This is a genomic window from Bacillus sp. 2175, from assembly GCF_057812155.1.
Map to the genome: position 1 here is coordinate 3,145,804 of NZ_CM173819.1, position 19,753 is coordinate 3,165,556.

Here is a 19,753-nt window from a genome sequence, read left to right on the forward strand (position 1 = left end):
CTTTTATGATGCCTCCTTATGTTCCGTGGAATGTTTAACACTCCCCAGTCTCTTTAGTTTATTCCACCCTACCGCTACTCCTCGAAGCGATGAGAATATAGATTTAATGACAACATAAGTCATAAATTGGCGATAAATAAAACGTTGTAAAATTAACCATGCCAATGGTTTTGGGTTCTCTTCCTCTAATTTAAATGCGAACAGAGAAGCGAGAAGATCCATTAAAAAGAAAACAAGATAAAATCCTAAAACTTTTAGCGGATTACTACTAAATAGTCCTATAATCATTAATATATCTGCAAAAGGAGCAATGAATTGCAGCACATATTGGAATAACCACATATTAGGCAGTGCAATAAATCCTAATGTTTTATGCTTTGGATTACATAACGCTTTTCGATGTTTCCAAAGACATTGAAGTGTACCATATGACCAACGATACCGCTGTTTAATGAGACTTTTCACATCTTCAGGTGATTCCGTAAAAGCATGCGCTTTTTCTTCATATACAATTCTATGCCCTTGACGTAAAAATGTAATAGTAAGATCCGTATCTTCTGCTAACGTATCTTCGCTTAAATATCCAGATTCAACTACATTCTTTTTGCGCCACGCCCCAATAGCTCCTGGAACTACTGTAATACAATTTAACTCATCAAAAGCTCTACGTTCTAAATTAAACCCTGTAATGTACTCAACATGTTGCCAAGTAGTTAACAAATTCCGTCTATTCCCCACTTTGACATTACCTGAAACTGCAGCTACATTCTGATCTTCAAAGTGTCTAACCATTAGAGAAATGGCGTCTTGCGCAATAATAGTATCCGCATCTAAAGTGACAATGATTTCTCCTCGCGATTGTTGAAACCCTAGGTTCATTGCCGATGATTTCCCGCCGTTTTCTTTCTGAATGAAACGAACTTTAGGGTGTTTATAAAATGTTTCTTTCATTACTTTTGACGTACCATCTGTCGATCCGTCATCCACAACAATAACTTCAAATTCTCTATAATTACTATCCAAAATTGAGTGAATTGTCTTGGCTATCACCTTTTCTTCATTATATGCTGCCATGACAACACTAACAAAAGGTTGATAGGACGAATTAATATAGCGAGATAACGTTTTTCTTTTCTGCTTCCATGCAAAATAAATTAAGAATAAAAATCGAAAAATCCCTAATCCAATAGCAATATAAAAAATAGTTGTTAATATATGCTTAAAGTATCCTGCCCCTGAAAAGACAGCTTTATTGTAAAGTAAATATTGCTTCCCCTCAGAAGAAACAGGAGGCATGATTTCATCTCGTTCTTTATTCATTAAATCTGAAATTGTTACAAAACTATATCCATGCTTTTTTAGGTCTTTAATAATGATTGGGAGCGCCTCTACTGTATGTGTACGGTTCCCTCCCGCATCATGGAGAAGAATAATATTTCCCTCTCCCTTATAAATGGGATTAAGAGCACGCTTTACTAATTCATTTGTTGATGGTATTGCCCAGTCTTCGGGATCAACTTTTTCCGCTACCATTGTATAGTTCATATTTTGCGCACGTAAAATAGGCAATATTTCATTTGATGAATCCGGGTTAGCATCCGCTTCATATGGCGGTCTAAATAAAACCGTAGAATGTCCAGTTACTTCCTGAATTAAACGTTGCGTCGTATTAAGTTCTACTTTCGTTCGTAGTAAAGACGTATCTGCTATGTTAGGATGCTTGAAAGTATGATTGCCAATTTCATGCCCTTCATCGTATATTCTTTTTACAATACTAGTATTTAGTTGCGCGTTTTCACCAAGTACAAAAAAAGCAGCTTTTATTTGATTCTCTTTTAATATATCTAATATTTCTGGCGTATATTTCGGGTCTGGTCCATCATCAAATGTTAATACTACTTGTTTCCCATTTGGTTTTCCATATCGTTGCACTTCATATGCAGATGGTAAGGATTGATATACTTCATCTGTAATATAATCATCTTTGCCTACTTTAAAATCTCTCAATCCATTTTTTCTTTCATTCTCAATCTGTAAAATTTCACCTTGTCCAGAATAATTCACTTCATCTAAACTACGGATTTTATGTAATACATTAGGATTTTTTTGTACCTCAATAGGATTTTTTAAAACTTTCCATATTGTAGGATCTTCTGCTCCTAATCTCCATAGCGCAAACCCCTTTGCATGATTGTCCATTGCGATTTTCACTTGATTATAAAGAGTAACACCGTCTAAGAACCAAGCAGTATGTTCTTTCTCTCCTGTTTTATATCTAAAATACGGATTTCCACTCACCTTATCCCATTGAATTTTTATATTTGAATCATGAGCCATTGCCATAACTTCTGAGAAAGTCATAGACTTTGCAGCTTCTTTACTATTTACTTCCCAATCATATCCATAGTTACCGAAAGCAACTACAAGTTTATCAGACGGAATATTCAGTTCTTTCAATGTATGTTGGAACCATTTATTTGAAGCAATTGGTCCTGGTTCCCCGGCTCCATAGTGCTCATCGTACATCATTACAATCATTCGATCTATTATTTTTGCTAACGCACTATAATCAAAAGCCTTATCATTAGCTGGAACATCTTGTGTAACGAGCAAATCATGTTCATGAAATTCCGTAGTAAGTTCTTTCATAAAATTTGTTAAGTTTTCTCTATCACTTTCAGGTACGGCCTCAAAGTCAATATTAATACCTGAAAACTGATTTTTTTTAACTTGGATTACTAAATCATTAATAAACTTTGTCTTTACATCGTTTGAGGAACTCAGTAACTTATGAATTAGCCCACTATCAGGACCAGAAGCTTCCTCAGTATAGTTAGTAAGCAAAGGCATAATCTTCACTTGATTTTTTTCTGCCAACTTTACTATCTCAGGTTTTATCTCACTTCTAATCGTTAAATCTGCTTTTAAATGATACCACTCTGGTACTAACGTAGTTAATGAATCGATATTTTCTTTTAAAGAAGCGGTACTATTTTCATCCCAGTTTACATAAAAACCATACACTTCTTTAGGATGTTTACTATCCTTCGGCGGATTCACCAAATTTTTATTATCCTTCGTTTCGGTATTTGGGTTAAATGCTTCCTCCTTTAACTGCTGATCACTAAGTTTTTGATTAATTGGTACAAGTTTAGTATCTTGTTGTACAGCGGTATTCATATTTGGAATTTCTGGTGTTGAAAAAATACTTTGAAAGAAAAAATAAAATACAACACTTACACTAACTATTGAGATACATAGAAACCAAATAAAGGCTATGTTTCTCCTTCCTTTCGGATCATAAAAAACAGGTTTTTCTTTATCTTTCTCTTGTTGAATGTTTTTCTCCATTATATTTTTCACATACTCCTTCTTAATAGAACTATAGAATATTAAAGTGCAACTTTAATCAGTGGGGGTTTTGTTCACCCCCCCACTAATCATCAGCCCTCACCAATCGGGCTGCCCAGCAAATAGCGGAATAAATCCTTTTAGCTTTGAAGTGAATCTCTCACTTCCATATTCTATTGATTCTTCTTTTCATTCCCTTGCTGGTGGCCCCTATTTTCTTGTTGAGACCCCCTACCATTGTTCCCTTGCTCGTTTCCGTCATTTTCTTTCTGGGATCCTCTTCCATTGTTCCCTTGCCCATTTCCATTATTCCCTTGTTGAGATCCTCTTCCATTGTTCCCTTGCTGATTCCCATTATTTCCTTGTTGAGGATTTCTTCCATTGTTCCCTTGCCCATTTCCATTATTCCCTTGTTGAGACCCTCTTCCATTGTTCTCTTGCTCATTTCCATTATTTCCTTGTTGAGATCCTCTTCCATTGTTCCCTTGCTCGTTTCCATTATTTCCTTGTTGAGATCCTCTTCCATTGTTCCCTTGCTCGTTTCCGTTATTTCCCTGTTGAGATCCTCTTCCGTTGTTCTCTTTCCTATTTCCATTATTTCCCTGTTGAGATCCTCTTCCGTTGTTCCCTTTCCCATTTCCATTATTCCCTTGTTGAGATCCTCTTCCGTTGTTCCCTTGCTGATTCCCATTATTTCCTTGTTGAGCTTCTCTACTGTTATTCTCCTGTTGATTCCCTCTATTTTCTTGCTGAGATCCTCTTCCATTGTTTTCTTTTATTTGCTTCGATGGCTGTTCCTCTGTTTTCTTTTGTTCTTTCTGCTCTTGCTTTTCATATTTTTTTTCTTTTACAGGAGACAAATCGAGTGTTGCATCAGGAGATGACTCCGGGTGTGATTGCACCTCTTCTTCGTTTTCCACCGGATTAGACGGGGTGACAGGAGGCGTAAGTGATTTGTTCTTCTCATTCTCTTGCTTTATATAAACACCTGTGCCAATTCCAGCTTTTCTAGCATTCTCTCGTATTTGCATTGTGCTACTTTGATATTCAACTGTAATATGTTTTAGCTCATATTCTTTCTTTAATTCTTTCATTGCCTTTTCCAAAAGTGGTTCTAGTGCCTTGTCCTTTGCAACAGCTGTTAGCATAACTTGCTTATCATTCGTTAAATACTTATCCTCTTGACTTTGCTTTATAATAGTACGTATTACTTCTTGTAATTGTTTATTTTTCCATTGCTTCAATTCTTTTAAAATACGCCTTCCATCATCATTACAAGCCTGCAAATCTATAACACGAAAATCCTTTGTTACGCTCACCTCTAAACTTGGATTTATATCAACTGAGACGTAAGCAAATACTTTTTCTTCTGGTTGGTTGTAGAAAAACAGCACTGCAAATAGAAAACAAGCAACAAGTATTGATGCAGGCTTTAAAAAGGAAGGAATCGAAAAATGCGATGCTTTTTGTTCTTGCTCATCAAACGAGATTTCCTCCCCGATTATGCAAGAATCCCCTCTTCTTTTACACGTAATAAACTCTCCATTTGGTGTTAAAACAACTACGCTATGCTTTTTTATATCCATCACAATTCCTTTATTCATCATGCTTTTCCCCTCTTATGTAATCCAGAATATATGTATAGTTGTTTGCAAAAATAATACACATTGCAATAATGTATTTTCTATGTCGTTCCAACGTTTTACGACTTACCCTAACACGCGGTTCAATCTGTTTAAGCGGTAACTTTTTCTTTCGGAACAGCTCTTCCATCATTTCCTCTTCTTTTATAATTATTTTCACAATTTCTATTAAGTGCTCACGTGTATCACGATGCTTAGGAGATTCTTTAGCAAGCTCTGAGAATGTGATTTTAAACTCAGCTAGCACACTTTGAAAATGAAGAATTTCCTCCTTACGGTTACTATTTTCCATCTCTTTCATATACTCCGTAAGCGACACTTGCATTTCTAACATTTCCTCTTGCTCATCTTCTTTTAAAAAGACAAAGTTATGTTTAGACTCCTTACGTATATAGTCAATTACATCTCTTTTTATAAGAAGATCAGCAAACGCTAAAAAGGATTTTCCTTTTGTATAGGAATACTGTTCAATTGCTTCGTTAAAAGCAAACAATCCAATGCTATATTCATCATCCTGTTCTGTAATATATCGACGGCAGACAGATGAGATTGATTTTCTAATAAAAGGCTGATACTGTACGATAAACGCTTCTTTGTCTTCTTCGTTGTTTTGTATGTTATATACGATATCTTCTATTTTCGGTTTTCTTAAGATCTTCATTACTAAACTCAACACTTGTAATCTCCCAGCCTCCTTCAAATAGCAAAATGGCCACTACACAAGTGACCATTTAACCAGATTTTCTTGGTACTTTTCTTCGGTCTTGTTTTCTTGCTGTTAGTTATATTTTTCGAGTCTAACTTTTCCCAACGTTTTCTTAATAATTTTCCTTTTCTCTCGGCACTAAAGTTAAGTTTGTATTTTTATCTACTTTCTTATTTTCTACCGTTCGTTTTGCTTATTCTCTTTCTATTTTATCTGCAATCCTTGAATAACTCTTCTCTATATAATTGGTAATTTCATCCTTCCATTTTGGATGCCACTTAATCTAGTAATTTTATTAATACTTCTATATTCTTTCATAGTCATTTTTCTTCTATTTATTTTTTTCACTATACATATTCGGAGGAGTACAAAGTTTTATGGGGGTCAAAAAATATTTTCATAAAAAAATACATATTTATTTCAAAAATAAAAACCATCAATTTGAAAAAGGGTAATCAAATTGATGGTTTTCTTATAATATCTATTAAATTAAGTTGGATTCTCATTATATCTAAAAAAGCACTAACTATTTTCTACCGGTTTTCTCCATTTTTATCTTTCTTGGTTATCATAATATGTCTTATCTGCGTATTTTCTATCATTTCCTTTTAGATAAGCTAAAATTACTTTTGGATTTTTAAGTAAAGTCCAGTCTCCATATGTATCAAATCTTCTGCATGAAGTCATCATTCCATTTTTAATTGTACCGAATTTCTTATTATTTCGCTTTCCCCATTTTTTTAACCGTTTGGCAAAATCAGCATCTTCTGCCATAAGCATGTTTTCATTAAATCCGTTGATTGCCATAAAGTCTTTTCTATAGCACCAAAAAATCCCTACAGATATAGCTCCATACTTAAAAAGTAAGGGAATTATTATTAACATTGCGGAAACGAATATTCCTAAGGACATTCTTTCAAACTTTCCAGTTACCCCACCACCAATGTATTTGCCTGAAGCTAGATGTTTATCTACATTAGACAACATAGACTCTGTCATTTGGGTATCAGCGTCTATAGTAATGATTATTTCTCCACTAGCTATTTGGGCTCCTGCATTTCGGATTTTGGATAAGTTTTTATCGTTATTTTTTAATGTAATACAGTTATAAGACTTTGCTATTTCCTCTGTTTTATCTGTGCAACGATTTAAAACAACTATAACTTCCGTTTGCTCTTTATATGCCTCTGATGCCTTTGCAATTGAATCTAAACATTTTCTAATGTACTTTTCTTCATTGTGTGCAGGAATTATAATAGAAAACTTCACATCTTTTTTCAAATTGACTCCTGAAGATTCGTTTGTCTCAGTCATAATATGCCCCCCTTATTTTATAAGGTAAATATCTGTTATACATAACGTATATTAAAATTCAATAAATTATATGATAGGAACTGCAGGTAAACTATTACTTGAGTATTAAAAAATAAAAACGTTATTCTTTCTAAATAAGCAAAATTACTAGAAAGAATAACGTTTTTTATTAGTTACATTAATATTTTATTCGTTGCTTTATTTCTTCAAAACGAGCATGTATAATTTTTCTGATATCTGGATGATTCTTATATAAAGTAACAGTATACATGATGGAAGATGCAAGAATAGTAGACCATATTAACCAATCTCCAGCATGAGAAAGAACTTTAATTATTTCACTCGTAAATTCTTCCTGTCCGTCATGAAATGTATAGCTGAGTAGTTACCTTATTTTTAAAAAAACATTCTGATTATTTCTTTTTCACTTCTTCTACAAATTCCCATGTCTCTCCGTTATCTTTTGATTGATAAAGTGCACTACTATCGCCATTGTAGTCTCCATCTGCCCCTTGTCCAACTAACATATTAAAAACCCCATCTTTCTCATATGGCATACTAGGAGAATCAAAAGGACTTATTGTGGACTGTGTATGATCTAATTTCACTTCATGCGGCGGATATTCTACCTTTTTGAAAGATACTCCCCCATCATCTGTGCGATATAACTCTCCTTCATTACCAGAAGGCCTAATTGCTCCTAAAAACCCAAGTTTATCATTTATAAAAATGATTCCTGATACACTACCAATCCCCCCATTAAATGGGTCTGGATTGATAACCTCCCATGTTTTCCCTTCATCACTAGTCTTGCTTAATGAATAAAAAGCGCTCCCTAATGCTTTATCTGTCATATTTAGTTTATAACCAACTTCTTTCGATAGGAAAAACTGTTCTTTTTCATTCTTTAAATCTTGTTGTTCCTTCTCTTTAAGCATATCTTCTTTTGGAGGCGTCTTTGATTTACTCCAACTTGCGTCACTTATTAAATTATATCTAGCAGGGACTAGCTCTTTCTCTTTTCCAGGGACAAATATAGATACAGTATATCCAATGATATCAGAAGCTGCTTCTTTAACACTCTGCCTCTTACCATCCTCAGTAATATTAATAATTCCCTCTGTATTGGATCCCCAATTTCTTTTTCCATAATAAATCAACCCATACTTACTTTCATTCCATTTTTTGACCGTTTGCTTAACTGGGATCGCCTTAACCGTTTTAATTAAAGGTTCTACTAATTTATCATCATTATAATCAGGCTTTGCATATCCATCTCGTATTATAGTAATATCTTCTGATTTCTTCTTATTATAAGAGATTAAATAAGTTTCTTCTTTCCCATCAACATTTTTCCCATAAACAAATGTATCAAACGCTGTGATTGTTCCATCTGAATGAAATGTAAGATCAAAATCAGTTGCCATATACAATTTCTTTGGCAAAGGATATTTTTTATTTATATCTTCAAAAATACCTTCTACTCCAGATTTATATATATTATTATGTTTAAGTTTAACTGACCTTTCATGTTTTAACTTTTCTATAAACCATGCCAATTTGCCATTGTAATTTATTGCACTTTTATAAATCTGCATCCCATAAAATGATGTAATTGCAACAATAATGATAATAGAAATGGATCTCCATGCTATTGAATTTGTTAATTTTTTAGATTCATATTCTCTATTTTTTATCACCCGCATTGTAGTAAATGTAGTTATGGATATAAAAAGTACTATACACAATAACAAAATGTAAATATTATAATTCATTCTTCCGTACTTACAGTATAAGGCCAACTCATAGCAAAAGATCCCGTATACAATTATTAGTATTGGATTTGTTACTAATGACAGAAGTATCCTTTTTGTATTTTCTCTAAATATAGAAACCACTCCTAATTATATGAATTACTGATATTAAGTATACTTTATTGTAAAGTAACAAAAAAGCTATTTAATCTTGCCGCAAAAAATACAATAGACATATGAATATTATATTCATGTTAAAAAGGCCAACAATCCAAGATTGTTAGCCTCTACTTCCCCTATTCGTACCTTTTATCACTTTACTTCCTAACAACTGGAATCCACATTTCACCAAACACTAAGCCGTTTCTTTTCCCCATCTCAACCGTCGTATTTGGTCCACCAACATAAGCAAACTCATTTGCATCTGGTAAAGCTTGACCGAAGGCGATGCCAGTCAACTTATTACTTAACTCTTCAGCTGTTTTGTCTTCCCCTTTTACTACTAAGTATTCTCCCCTCGGAAACTGAATTACTCTAGATTCTTCTTCTATTTGTGCTTCTGTCATGACACCCGCATAATACATCATTTTGTTATTCACCGCTTCGCTCACAGAAAAAATGTATTCATTTGTCGCTAAAGCTTTTAAAGTGTCCAGCCTTCCATCTTCTTTAACAGCCGACCAAAAGGCTTCCTTTTCTTTATTTATTCCAGCAAAGTCTGTATATTCACTCTTAATTTCAGTTCCAATACCTAACACAATAAAGCTATCTTTTTCTTCTATAGTATAATTTTTCATATGCAAAACCTGCCTCTTTTTTTATTAATCAAACGATTTATCTTTTCATCTGATACGTTTATAATATCTTTAAACCATGTCAAAAAATGATACTGTTTAGGAGACCAACATGAAAAAAGTTGAACGGATCAATACAATTATGCGATATATCAACAACCGCTCCCACTTTACAATTTCTGAAATCATACGAGAATTTAACATATCAAGATCGACAGCTATTAGAGACATTAGAGAAATTGAAGCTATGGGAATGCCACTTGTCGCTGAAGTTGGGAGAACGGGTGGATATTTTGTTATGCATAATTCTATCCTGCCCGTTGTTCGCTTTACTGATAATGAAGTGAAAGCTCTTTTTATTGCCTTTATGGCTACGAGGAATCAACAACTTCCCTACCTAAAGAGTCGTCAATCTTTAGCCGAAAAACTACTAGGACTCATCTCAGAAACCCAGCAGGATGACCTTGTTCTTTTAAATCAACTCTTGCTGTTCCAAGGAACTAATCCTCATAATCCCGATCTACTTGAGCTTTCTGATCTCCCCCATCCTATGTTAGAAAAACTCATTCAAATCCTTCTTTTGGATAACCATTTATTGATTACCATTAAAAAAGATGAAGAAATTAAGTCTTATCCAATTTATCTATTACACCTTTATCAAGAAAAAAGCCATTGGATTATTGAAGGATTTGACTTAAAAGAAGAAAAGAAGTTAATGTTTCCTGTCGATGATCTCATCAATATCGAACCATACACGACGAATAAAAGGCTCAATAAGAAAAAGATTTTAGAAAAACTAAGTAAGAAGGCTGAAGCAATTAACCTTGTACTTGAACTTGGTCCGACAGCAATTGCCCAGTTCAAAAAATACCATCCTTTAAAAATTTCAATATCTTATACTAATCCTTACCAATCCACAGCCATTTTAAAAACTTTTATCAATGTTAACAATCCCGATGAAGTGACGGAAATAATAAATTGGCTGCTTTTTCTAGGGAAGGATATTAAAATCAAAGAAATACCCGATGAAGTATTAGCAGATTTACAAAAACGAGTGTGCTTATACATTCCATAAGCAGTGAGCCTCAAATATTAAGCTTTATCACTGGACAATTATTCTATTTTTAAATACCATTTCATTTACTACAATGAGAGCATGATAAATAATAAAAGCACGGAAAATCTCCCGTGCTTTTCTAAATATATATTATTCCTGAAGGTTTCGTTTATCTCGTTTCTTACCCTAGCTGACGTTTAAATGCTTTACTAGCAAAGAAGTAAGCAATAACCATAATTCCGACGCACCAAGCGAGCGCAATCCAAATATCGTTTCCAACAGTTCCTTCATATAAAAGAGCACGAATCGCATTCACGATTGAAGTTACAGGCTGATTCTCTGCAAACACACGAACAATTTTTGGCATCGTTTCGGTAGGTACGAAGGCTGAACTAATAAATGGAAGAAAAACTAGTGGGTACGAGTAGGCTGTCGCCCCTTCCATAGACTTTGCCGTCAGCCCTGGAATGATAGCCAACCATGTTAGCGCTAACGTAAACATTCCTAGTATCCCAGCTACTGCAAGCCAATCTAGAATATTCGCACTGGAACGGAAACCCATTAAGAGCGCAACAAGAATAACTACAACGATAGTAAGTACATTAGCAACAAGAGAGGTTAAAACATGAGCCCACAATATCGATGAACGCTTAATAGGCATCGTAATGAAACGTGCCATCAGCCCACTCTTTACATCCGTAAAGAGTCGCACGGAAGTGTAAGCTACACCGGATGCGATAGCCATTAGCAAAATTCCCGGCAATAAATAATTGACGTAGTTATCTGTTCCTGTCTGTATAGCCCCACCAAATACGTATACAAACAATAGCATCATCATAATCGGTGTAATCGCTACCGTAATAATTGTATCTGGACTACGCATAATATTGCGCATTAAGCGCCCAAGTAATACCCCTGTTTTGCTTTTCATTTACATCTCCTCCTTTTTGCCAATGATCGCAAGGAATATTTCTTCCAATGTAGGCTGCTTCTCGATATACTCCACTTTTGCCGGTGGGAACATCTCTTTCAGTTCAGTAAGAGTACCTGTCGTAATAATTTTTCCACCATGCAAAATTGCGATACGATCAGCCAGTTGTTCTGCTTCCTCCAAGTACTGAGTCGTAAGCAAAATAGTTGTACCACTATCAGCAAGTTCCTTGACTGTATCCCACACTTCAATCCGCGCTTCAGGATCGAGTCCAGTCGTTGGTTCGTCAAGAAAAATAACTGCTGGCGCCCCAATCAAACTCATCGCGATATCAAGCCGGCGCTTCATCCCGCCTGAATACTGATCTGCCCTTTGGTTTGCCGCATCAGTCAGGCTAAATCTTGCAAGTAGATTGTCAGCAACTTGAGCGGGACTGGAAACACCACGTAGCCTAGCAATCATTATCAAGTTTTCCCTCCCAGTCAGCATACCGTCTAAAGCTGCGAACTGCCCTGTCAAACTGATACTTTGACGAACATGATTTGGTTGACGCTGTACATCAAATCCGCAAATACTTACTTCACCACTATCTTGCTTCATGAGTGTCGAAAGGATGTTGACCGTTGTCGTCTTTCCCGCTCCATTTGAGCCTAGCAGCGCGAAAATTTCTCCACGCTGCACCTCAAAATCTACTCCTTTTAAAACTTCCTTGTCTTTAAAGGATTTTTTCAAGCCTTTTATAGAAATCGCTGCATGACTCATACTTTTTTCCTCCCTATAAAAATGTTTTGCGGAGATAATTTATTTACCTCTATCTATTTAGTACCACTGATATTCTGTATCACTTAGTACCGAGCTAAAAATATAACTGAATAGCTATGGTGGCAATTCATATGTGTAACCAGCTAATCAGTCGGTATTACTTATTCCATTTATTTTTTTCTCAATTTCTTCATAATACTTTCATTCAAATCTTCACGATACTTGGAGACGTAAGTTTTAGCATTTGCCACTAGTTCGTCAGCAAAGGAAGCCACGTCATCCCCAGTAATGTCAAGCACTTGTCTTCCTTCTGCTGCACCAGCTTCAAACAAATCGATTAATTCATACTGTATGTGTAACATATCCATCCCGTTACCCGCTGAGAAATTCCACATGTAGTTTTGAATTTTCTTAAATACAAATTGGTAGTCCTCTGGCAGAGCCTCAACTCGTGCCATCATCATTTTGTACTCTTTTTTATCACCAATTAACTTTTTAAACATTTCTAACATCTTATTTTCCTCCTTTTTTATAAAACCGAACAAGAAATTCCCAAAGTATCGGCCGGAACATTTTATCTTATGAACCTATTTTGACTTCAAGACGTTAATTTTTGACGATACAAAATCCCATTTTTTCCAAAACAATTCAAGCTCTTGGCGGCCCTCTTCATTTAATGAATAAAACTTACGAGGCGGTCCCATATCTGATGGTTTCTTTTCAATATTCACAAGCTTTTTCTTCTCTAATCGTACAAGGATGGTATACACCGTACCTTCCACAACTTCGGTAAACCCAAGATCATTCAGATGGCGGGTAATCTCATAGCCATACGTTTCACGGCGACTGATGATTTCCAGTACACACCCTTCCAGTGAACCTTTTAGCATTTCAGTTAAATTTTCCATGTCCTGATCCTCCTTTACCCCCTATTCTGTCTGACTTATATTCAGTATCACAGAGTACTAAGGCGAATTTTTTACTGAATAGCTTTTGAGTAAAACCACACTATTCAGTATTACTTATTACAACTACATTGTATGACTAAGTAGTTGTGGATGTCAACTTTATTTTCAAAAAAATTAAAAATCCGCTTTACCCTAACCGGATACAGCCTCCTTTTTTGTTGTAAGGGCCATCAAACTAGTAAAACAGAGCTGATTCAAAGTGTAATTTAAATCAGCTCTGTTTTATTGTTTTTATACCGATATATCTTGTTTTTTCACGATACAAATTGTTTCTCACTACCATTCCCATTGCATATAAAGCATAAAGGCAAGTGCGATCAGAGAAAATTTCCAGAGATTATCCGTACATGATACGAGCCCCTAAAATACAATTCTGTTAGAAATCTGTTCTCTATATTCTCTTTTATTTTATTTCTGATAGTTGATTAGCAACACTATCTAAAAATTTTTCTACCTTTTCTTTTGATATATCCGGCGCATGATAACCGATCGTAAATGTAAGCCTTCCATTATAAGAGCTTGCTCCCATTGAAAAGAATGGTGCATACATAATAGGTGATGTCATATACCCGTCCTCAGCTTGAATTTCACCAAACTGAATAGATTCATCAGCGATTACTCCCAAATTTGTCAGTAACGGCAATGCCATTCCCATCTGTACAGCCTGTTCATATTGCTGATTAAACATTTCCTTCACTGTAGATAGCTTCATTTCTGCCAGTAACTCCATTCCTGCTGCTGAAGAAAGACCTGGATTTTGAGACTTTATTTTATCCATTGATTGTTTAACTCGAACAAGAGTCTGCTTAAATGTTTCATCGTCTTCCATTTTAATCACTGGCATTTCCATACCGGATAAATTGCAAATAGCACCAGTTGTATTATTAGGCAGATATCGACGTAAATCAATTGTCAAGCCAATCATTTTTTCTGCAGTGCGCGGTTCTGCATACACAGTGAAATGTGATAAAGCTCGGAAGTATGCAGTCATGATTACATCATTCAAGGTAGCCTGTTGAGCTTTTGTCCATTGGGTTAAACGTAGAGTTTGCTCATGGCTCAATCGCCGTACGGACATTTGGGGAAATTTATTTTTGTTAGGTTGAGATGGAAAAGACCATAACGATGCCTGTTGTTCTTGGTTAGGACGATACGCACTTTTTATGTCCGATATTCCAGCGTATTTGAATACATGTAATTGATCTCGACAACTCTCATTTCCCTCATCAAATTCCTTTATAATTTGCTTCTTAGACCGTCCCAATGAAAGGTGAGTATATATCGTTCCAAGCAATTTAATATATTCCTTGACTCCTGCACCATCTGAACATAGATGAGACAATTTCACAACTAACATATCTGTTGTAGTGCCCCGTAATAATTTCGTTTGAACCATAGGCCCCTGAATACGATCACCAGGTTCCTTAATAAAATCTATTGCCATTATTTCAAGTTCTTGATTATTTCCTTCTGCAAAAAAGCAAATAGATGAATTAGTGTCAGATGAATGTTCCTCCCAGTAAGGAATATCATTTTCTACAAACCGGCTGTTCAAAACTGGTTGCAATTGCAACGTTATCCTTACTGATTCTTCAAGTATTTCCTTGGATATACCTACAGGAAAATAAAGAACTGCATTAATTTGTTGATCTGCAGAATAAAGACCTAATACATAATTCATTCGATCTTGTGGTGTTACTGAATACTTTCTTTTCTCCATAATTCCGTCCCCCTTTAGGACTTTTTGTATAACCCTATTTTCCATATGCTTATAATTTTTCTAGTCATTTTTCTTCAAGAGCTAATAACGCTTATTTTTCGAATTTTTAACGAAATCATCTTCTCCGTATTGGTTGCATTCTTTTTGCAGGTGATATATTCATTATTTTATTGTTATTAACACTGCCTAACCTCACAATAAAACCAAACAATAATAAATTAAGTTTACATATACGTAAACATTTTATTATAACGTCTATAAATTATCAATATAGCAAATAAATCATTTTTATGTCTGTCAATAAAAAATAATATATTCAAGGGCCACTTCATCATAAAAGATTGATGTGCATGTAAATGTACCCATATCACTTTCAAAATAAGAATGAGAATTTTTTCAACAAAATAAGCTGCAGTTATTGATTTTACAGTAAGAAAAGCCCCTCCATTTTGAAAATGCGCAATCAAAATGAGTAGGGCTATTTCCAATTTAAATTTTATAAAAAAATGATTATCATAAATAATATTTTACTTTTTAGTCTACCTTATTATTTTCAATCCATTTTCCTAATAAATGAATGGATTTTATTCATATAATTTGAGGTGGTATCGTTGGTTTTTAAAAATAGAAAGCTTATTTTCAAATCAAATGAAAAAGAGGTAAAATTATAGATATTCATGTAGAAATTTCGTTTTGGGGATACTTAAAATCTTAAGGTGATGGGCATGTGGTGTTACACTTTAAAAGCTTTATAAAATTATAAAATTTATAGATATAGCAGATTTTCTTTATTAATAATCATTTGTATGTACGTTTACTCACATACATACAAATGATTTATAAAGCTACAATTAAGTGAAAACATCTTTTCCGTTACGATAACATCATAGCCATGTCTTCTGCTACATTTGTAATTAGTTTTAAACCAAATGTTTCTTGTAATACATCAAGCACGCCAGGTGAAATAAATTCAGGAGCCTTTGGACCGATGCGAATATCTTGAATCCCAAGACTAAATAGCCCGAGTAAAATGGCAACCGCTTTTTGTTCAAACCATGATAGCACAATACTTACTGGCAATTCATTCACTTCACATTGGAAAGCATCAGCTAAAGCAGCCGCTATTTTCACTGTAGAAATTGAATTATTGCACTGTCCTAAATCAATGTAACGCGGAATTTCCGTACCAGGTACAACACCGTAATCCACATCATTAAAGCGGAATTTCCCGCAAGAAGTTGTTAAAATAACCGTTTCTGGCGGAAGTGACGTTGCTAATTCACGATAATATTCTCCGCCTTTTCCCGGTGCATCACAACCGGCGATAACAAAGAAACGCTTTATTTTCCCCTCTTTTACTGCATCAATAATTTCTGGAGCTAATGATAATACTGTATTATGATGAAACCCTGTCACTAACTGTTCATCCGACTCCATATGTACTTCTGGAAGTTCTAGTGCTTTTTGAATTAATGGTGTAAAATCATCATTTTCAATTTTTTGTACACCTTCTAAACCTGCAATGTCATATGAAAAGAATCGATCAGAGTACGATCCTTTAATTGGCATAACACAGTTCGTTGTAGCTAATATGGCACCAGTAAATTTTTCAAAAAGGCGTCTTTGATCATACCATGCCTTACCGATGTTTCCTTTTAAATGTTTATATTTTTTCAGCTGCGGGTATCCGTGTGCTGGTAGCATTTCAGAATGTGTATAAATATTAATGTCTTTTCCTTCTGTTTGCTTTAATAGTTCTTCTAGTGCAAATAAATTATGACCTGTAACTACAATTGCTTTACCTTCTACACGATTTTGTGTAATTTGTACAGGCTCTGGCACACCAAAATGATTCGTATGTGCCTCATCTAATAATTCCATCACCCGTAAAGCTGATTTCCCCACTTTCATAGCCATATCAATATGCTCTTGTTCGTTAAAGTTAGAATTTGTTAATGTCATATATAAAGCTTCTTGTGTTGTAGCATCTACAAATGCATCCGTATATCCTAGCTGAGCAGCATGTGTGCGATAAGCTGCAATTCCTTTTAGCCCAAACACAATCGTATCTTGTAAACTCGCAATCGTTTCATTCTTGCCGCACACACCCATTACTTTACATCCGCCTGCTGGCGTTTGTTCACATTGATAACAAAACATATCATCCCACCCTCTCTCAATCATTCATTACACCTTAAGCATAATACCCATTGAAAAAAAGTGATGTGATATCAATCACAATAATATATAAAGATTTGTGACAGTTCATATTGTTGACATAATATTTTTATTGACACTAAAAAATATGCATTAGTGTACACACATCTTTCGATACTTTTAAATAGCTAATTAATTTGGAGAAATATATACAACGAAAAAAATTTTTGAATCCCATGTACAAATAGTTGCAATTCATCACATATGAAATAGATATAAAAATACGCTCTTCTTTCTATCATTCAATAGAAAGAAGAGCGCATTTGTCATTTTAAGGAACTATCATTTTTTATTAAAGTCTTTATTGTAAACCTTTTTATTTACAATACATTTACATTATCTTAACATTACTTACATTATTTATATGATATATTTATATAGAAGCTACTTAAGAAATTTCATATACATTTTATCTTTATGATCTCTTATCTAATCAATAAAAAGATCATGTTATATTTTTATAACAGGGGTGAATTACGATGACTGAAACTTTAAAAACACTTATAATGCTTGATGCTACTTATGTTGTTATAGCAATTATGACAGTACTAGTATTTGTATACTTGGAATTAAAATCTCAGTAATATATGCTGACGTAATCAACAGATTCAGCATTTAAATATAGTTAGAAGAAAGAGAGGAGAAAATTATTTCTCCTCTCTTTTGTATTTCTACAATTTCTTATTTTAATAAATCCAATGTATATAAAAGTAATCCTTTGTTCCCTACTTCTCCATGACCAGGCACTACTACATTTATATTTCTATATCGCTTCAGCACATTCTCAATCGATGTAGACCATTCATTTACATAAGCATCCGCAACGTTTCCTAAATCTTTCGCGGACGTAGATTTCACTAAACAGCCTCCAACTAAAATATTGTATTGCGGTAACCATACGACAATATTATCTTCTGTATGCCCTTTCCCTGGATAAAATGTTTCTACTTTCATATTTCCAAACTTCAAATTTGTAACGGTTTGTAAATCTCCAAGTGGCTCTTCATATCCACTTTTCTTTGCTAGTTCTGCGGTTAATGCTGTACTATGCGCTTTAATTCCTCTTTCTTTCAACGTTTTTATTCCGCCAATTCGATCAGCGTGCGCATGTGTAATAATGACATCCGTTACACGCTTCTGAAACTTCTTTTCTACCATTTCTATTAGTTCCTTCGTTAATTTGTCATCCCAAGAAGAATCAACAAGTACTAACCCTTTAGAAGTATTAAGAACTAGACCGTTCGAAGGAACTGCTTCTCCATTAAAAGAACCTAACTCCGTATGAACCCATACATTCTTGTTTAACTGAGATATTGAAATGGTTCCCGTCTCATTTTTTATTACTGTTTTCTCTACCTTTTGTGATGCTTGTACAGAAGAAATTGTGCTAACAAATTGAATTGTTCCTAGTAAACCTACACATAATCCTACTTTTAACAACGTATTCTTTTTCATGTCATCAACCCTTTCCTTCAAGCCAAATAGTTATTACCTATATTAGACAATTTATCTTCAGTGTTTGTTCCATATAATTGAACACTTTATAATCGCGGCTTATGTAAATACACGCATGGTGCAGTAAAAAAGATCACCCAAATGGATGATCTTTTTTATAATTTATCAACATATTGCTTCGCTTCTAGTAAGGAAAAAACAAAAACTTCTCTTACTCTCTTAACTGCTGTAACTTTTTTGCCTTCTTCTACAAGCTGGCGTAGTTCTTTATTAATTTCAGGTTCTCTTTCTACAATTCCCATTTCTTTCGTAATTAATTGTAATCTATCTTCAATTCTCTTTAAACGCGCATCATTTTTCTTTTCAATTGTAGCTAATTTTTCAGCGATATAAATGAAACCAAAGGCTAATATTAGTATAACCATCCAGAATTCCATGAATGTTCCCCCTTACTAACTTTCATTTGTTTTATTTCACTAACTTATCAGCTTTAGTTATTGAAATCATTCATTCCTTACAAGGAAAGGGCAAACTAAAACTTTCTCAAAAATTTGTACTAGACATGATTTCTCCTCAAGGTTGCTCAAAATGGACTGGATTAGGTGTTTTTCTAGATGATTCTAATGAAGAATTACAGATTTATTCACTCGGATGGGGCGTCGGATTTCAATGTATGATGGTTTGTTATCCATACTGCGGGAATGGTGCTGTTATTATGACCAATTCCGATTTAGGTGTTCATCAAATGGAAGGGATCATTGGTGAGGTTGTAAAAACGTTATCCTTATATAGATAAAGAAGCTGTTCCTTCCAGCTTCTTTATCTATATAACATTTTTCGCAACAATTTTTATATGTTCTGGTGCGATAATTTCCGTTATACTTTCTTGGAAATCTTCCCGCAACATTTCTTCCAAATGTTCTAACTGCACTTCAACATGTGTGCATTCTAAATTATGTATATTTAACAGTGCATAATGATCTTTTTTCTTAATTACTAAATATTGATTTTCCTCTGTCACAAGTACAGAACCTAATCGGACTCCTAATAAGCGTTGATCATCAAACTTCATAATTACTTC

General features: G+C 34.4%; 16 protein-coding genes and 2 pseudogenes. 2 read left to right on the top strand and 16 right to left on the bottom strand.

Features of this window, described 5'->3' with window-relative positions:
* Positions 1 to 3 precede the first annotated feature (3 nt).
* The 7 genes and pseudogenes from ACXKY9_RS16420 to ACXKY9_RS16450 form a co-directional block, all read right to left on the bottom strand.
* Positions 4 to 3,351, bottom strand: coding sequence for a trifunctional glycoside hydrolase family 18/polysaccharide deacetylase/glycosyltransferase family 2 protein (locus ACXKY9_RS16420; protein WP_000414300.1), 3,348 nt, complete (start codon positions 3,349 to 3,351; stop codon positions 4 to 6).
* A 173-nt stretch (positions 3,352 to 3,524) separates the two neighbouring features.
* Entirely contained in the window at positions 3,525 to 4,958 is a 1,434-nt protein-coding gene (locus ACXKY9_RS16425) for an anti-sigma factor domain-containing protein (RefSeq protein ID WP_000981260.1), read from the bottom strand.
* Entirely contained in the window at positions 4,948 to 5,670 is a 723-nt protein-coding gene (sigI, locus tag ACXKY9_RS16430; RefSeq protein WP_002132841.1) for an RNA polymerase sigma factor SigI, read from the bottom strand. Before sigI ends, ACXKY9_RS16425 begins: the two co-directional genes overlap by 11 nt.
* 582 nt (positions 5,671 to 6,252) lie before the next feature.
* Positions 6,253 to 7,014, bottom strand: coding sequence for a glycosyltransferase (locus ACXKY9_RS16435; RefSeq protein ID WP_000141002.1), 762 nt, complete (start codon positions 7,012 to 7,014; stop codon positions 6,253 to 6,255).
* Between the two features lie 178 nt (positions 7,015 to 7,192).
* A pseudogene (locus ACXKY9_RS16440) lies at positions 7,193 to 7,387 on the bottom strand (hypothetical protein); the annotation flags it as partial.
* A 40-nt stretch (positions 7,388 to 7,427) separates the two neighbouring features.
* Positions 7,428 to 8,912 carry a WD40/YVTN/BNR-like repeat-containing protein gene (locus ACXKY9_RS16445; protein ID WP_023901655.1) on the bottom strand — a complete coding sequence of 495 codons (1,485 nt, stop codon included), beginning with the start codon at positions 8,910 to 8,912 and terminating at the stop codon, positions 7,428 to 7,430.
* 173 nt (positions 8,913 to 9,085) lie between these two features.
* Complete coding sequence (locus ACXKY9_RS16450) at positions 9,086 to 9,565, bottom strand: GyrI-like domain-containing protein (protein WP_000801032.1); 480 nt, start codon at positions 9,563 to 9,565, stop codon at positions 9,086 to 9,088.
* A 109-nt stretch (positions 9,566 to 9,674) separates the two neighbouring features.
* On the opposite strand from ACXKY9_RS16450, the gene ACXKY9_RS16455 reads away from it, so the two are divergent.
* A complete protein-coding gene (locus tag ACXKY9_RS16455) occupies positions 9,675 to 10,637 on the top strand; it encodes a helix-turn-helix transcriptional regulator (RefSeq protein WP_000755059.1) in 963 nt (320 codons plus the stop codon).
* 163 nt (positions 10,638 to 10,800) lie between these two features.
* On the opposite strand, the gene ACXKY9_RS16460 is transcribed toward ACXKY9_RS16455, so the two are convergent.
* The 8 genes from ACXKY9_RS16460 to ACXKY9_RS16495 all read right to left on the bottom strand — a co-directional run bounded on the left by ACXKY9_RS16460 (position 10,801) and on the right by ACXKY9_RS16495 (position 19,109).
* Positions 10,801 to 11,550 carry an ABC transporter permease gene (locus tag ACXKY9_RS16460; RefSeq protein WP_000837827.1) on the bottom strand — a complete coding sequence of 250 codons (750 nt, stop codon included), beginning with the start codon at positions 11,548 to 11,550 and terminating at the stop codon, positions 10,801 to 10,803.
* The gene (locus ACXKY9_RS16465; RefSeq protein ID WP_000017469.1) at positions 11,551 to 12,312 is read right to left on the bottom strand and encodes an ABC transporter ATP-binding protein; all 762 of its coding nucleotides are present in this window, start codon (positions 12,310 to 12,312) and stop codon (positions 11,551 to 11,553) included.
* Between the two features lie 170 nt (positions 12,313 to 12,482).
* Positions 12,483 to 12,824 carry a DUF1048 domain-containing protein gene (locus tag ACXKY9_RS16470; protein WP_000891986.1) on the bottom strand — a complete coding sequence of 114 codons (342 nt, stop codon included), beginning with the start codon at positions 12,822 to 12,824 and terminating at the stop codon, positions 12,483 to 12,485.
* Between the two features lie 75 nt (positions 12,825 to 12,899).
* Positions 12,900 to 13,220 (bottom strand): PadR family transcriptional regulator, encoded by a 321-nt coding sequence (locus tag ACXKY9_RS16475; RefSeq protein ID WP_000429488.1) that lies wholly within the window; start codon positions 13,218 to 13,220, stop codon positions 12,900 to 12,902.
* A gap of 463 nt (positions 13,221 to 13,683) precedes the next feature.
* A complete protein-coding gene (locus ACXKY9_RS16480; RefSeq protein ID WP_000415484.1) occupies positions 13,684 to 15,000 on the bottom strand; it encodes a condensation domain-containing protein in 1,317 nt (438 codons plus the stop codon).
* An 873-nt stretch (positions 15,001 to 15,873) separates the two neighbouring features.
* Positions 15,874 to 17,160, bottom strand: a complete 1,287-nt coding sequence (gene hcp / locus ACXKY9_RS16485; protein ID WP_002101147.1) for a hydroxylamine reductase — start codon at positions 17,158 to 17,160, stop codon at positions 15,874 to 15,876.
* A 738-nt stretch (positions 17,161 to 17,898) separates the two neighbouring features.
* A complete protein-coding gene (gene bla2, locus ACXKY9_RS16490; protein ID WP_000742473.1) occupies positions 17,899 to 18,672 on the bottom strand; it encodes a BcII family subclass B1 metallo-beta-lactamase in 774 nt (257 codons plus the stop codon).
* Positions 18,673 to 18,827: 155 nt separating this feature from the next.
* Positions 18,828 to 19,109 (bottom strand): hypothetical protein, encoded by a 282-nt coding sequence (locus ACXKY9_RS16495; protein ID WP_000397718.1) that lies wholly within the window; start codon positions 19,107 to 19,109, stop codon positions 18,828 to 18,830.
* A 38-nt stretch (positions 19,110 to 19,147) separates the two neighbouring features.
* On the opposite strand from ACXKY9_RS16495, the pseudogene ACXKY9_RS16500 reads away from it, so the two are divergent.
* Positions 19,148 to 19,468 (top strand): annotated as a pseudogene (locus ACXKY9_RS16500) (penicillin-binding protein); the annotation flags it as partial.
* A 27-nt stretch (positions 19,469 to 19,495) separates the two neighbouring features.
* Here ACXKY9_RS16500 and ACXKY9_RS16505 read toward each other — a convergent pair.
* Complete coding sequence (locus ACXKY9_RS16505) at positions 19,496 to 19,744, bottom strand: hypothetical protein (protein WP_000666948.1); 249 nt, start codon at positions 19,742 to 19,744, stop codon at positions 19,496 to 19,498.
* Positions 19,745 to 19,753: the final 9 nt, after the last annotated feature.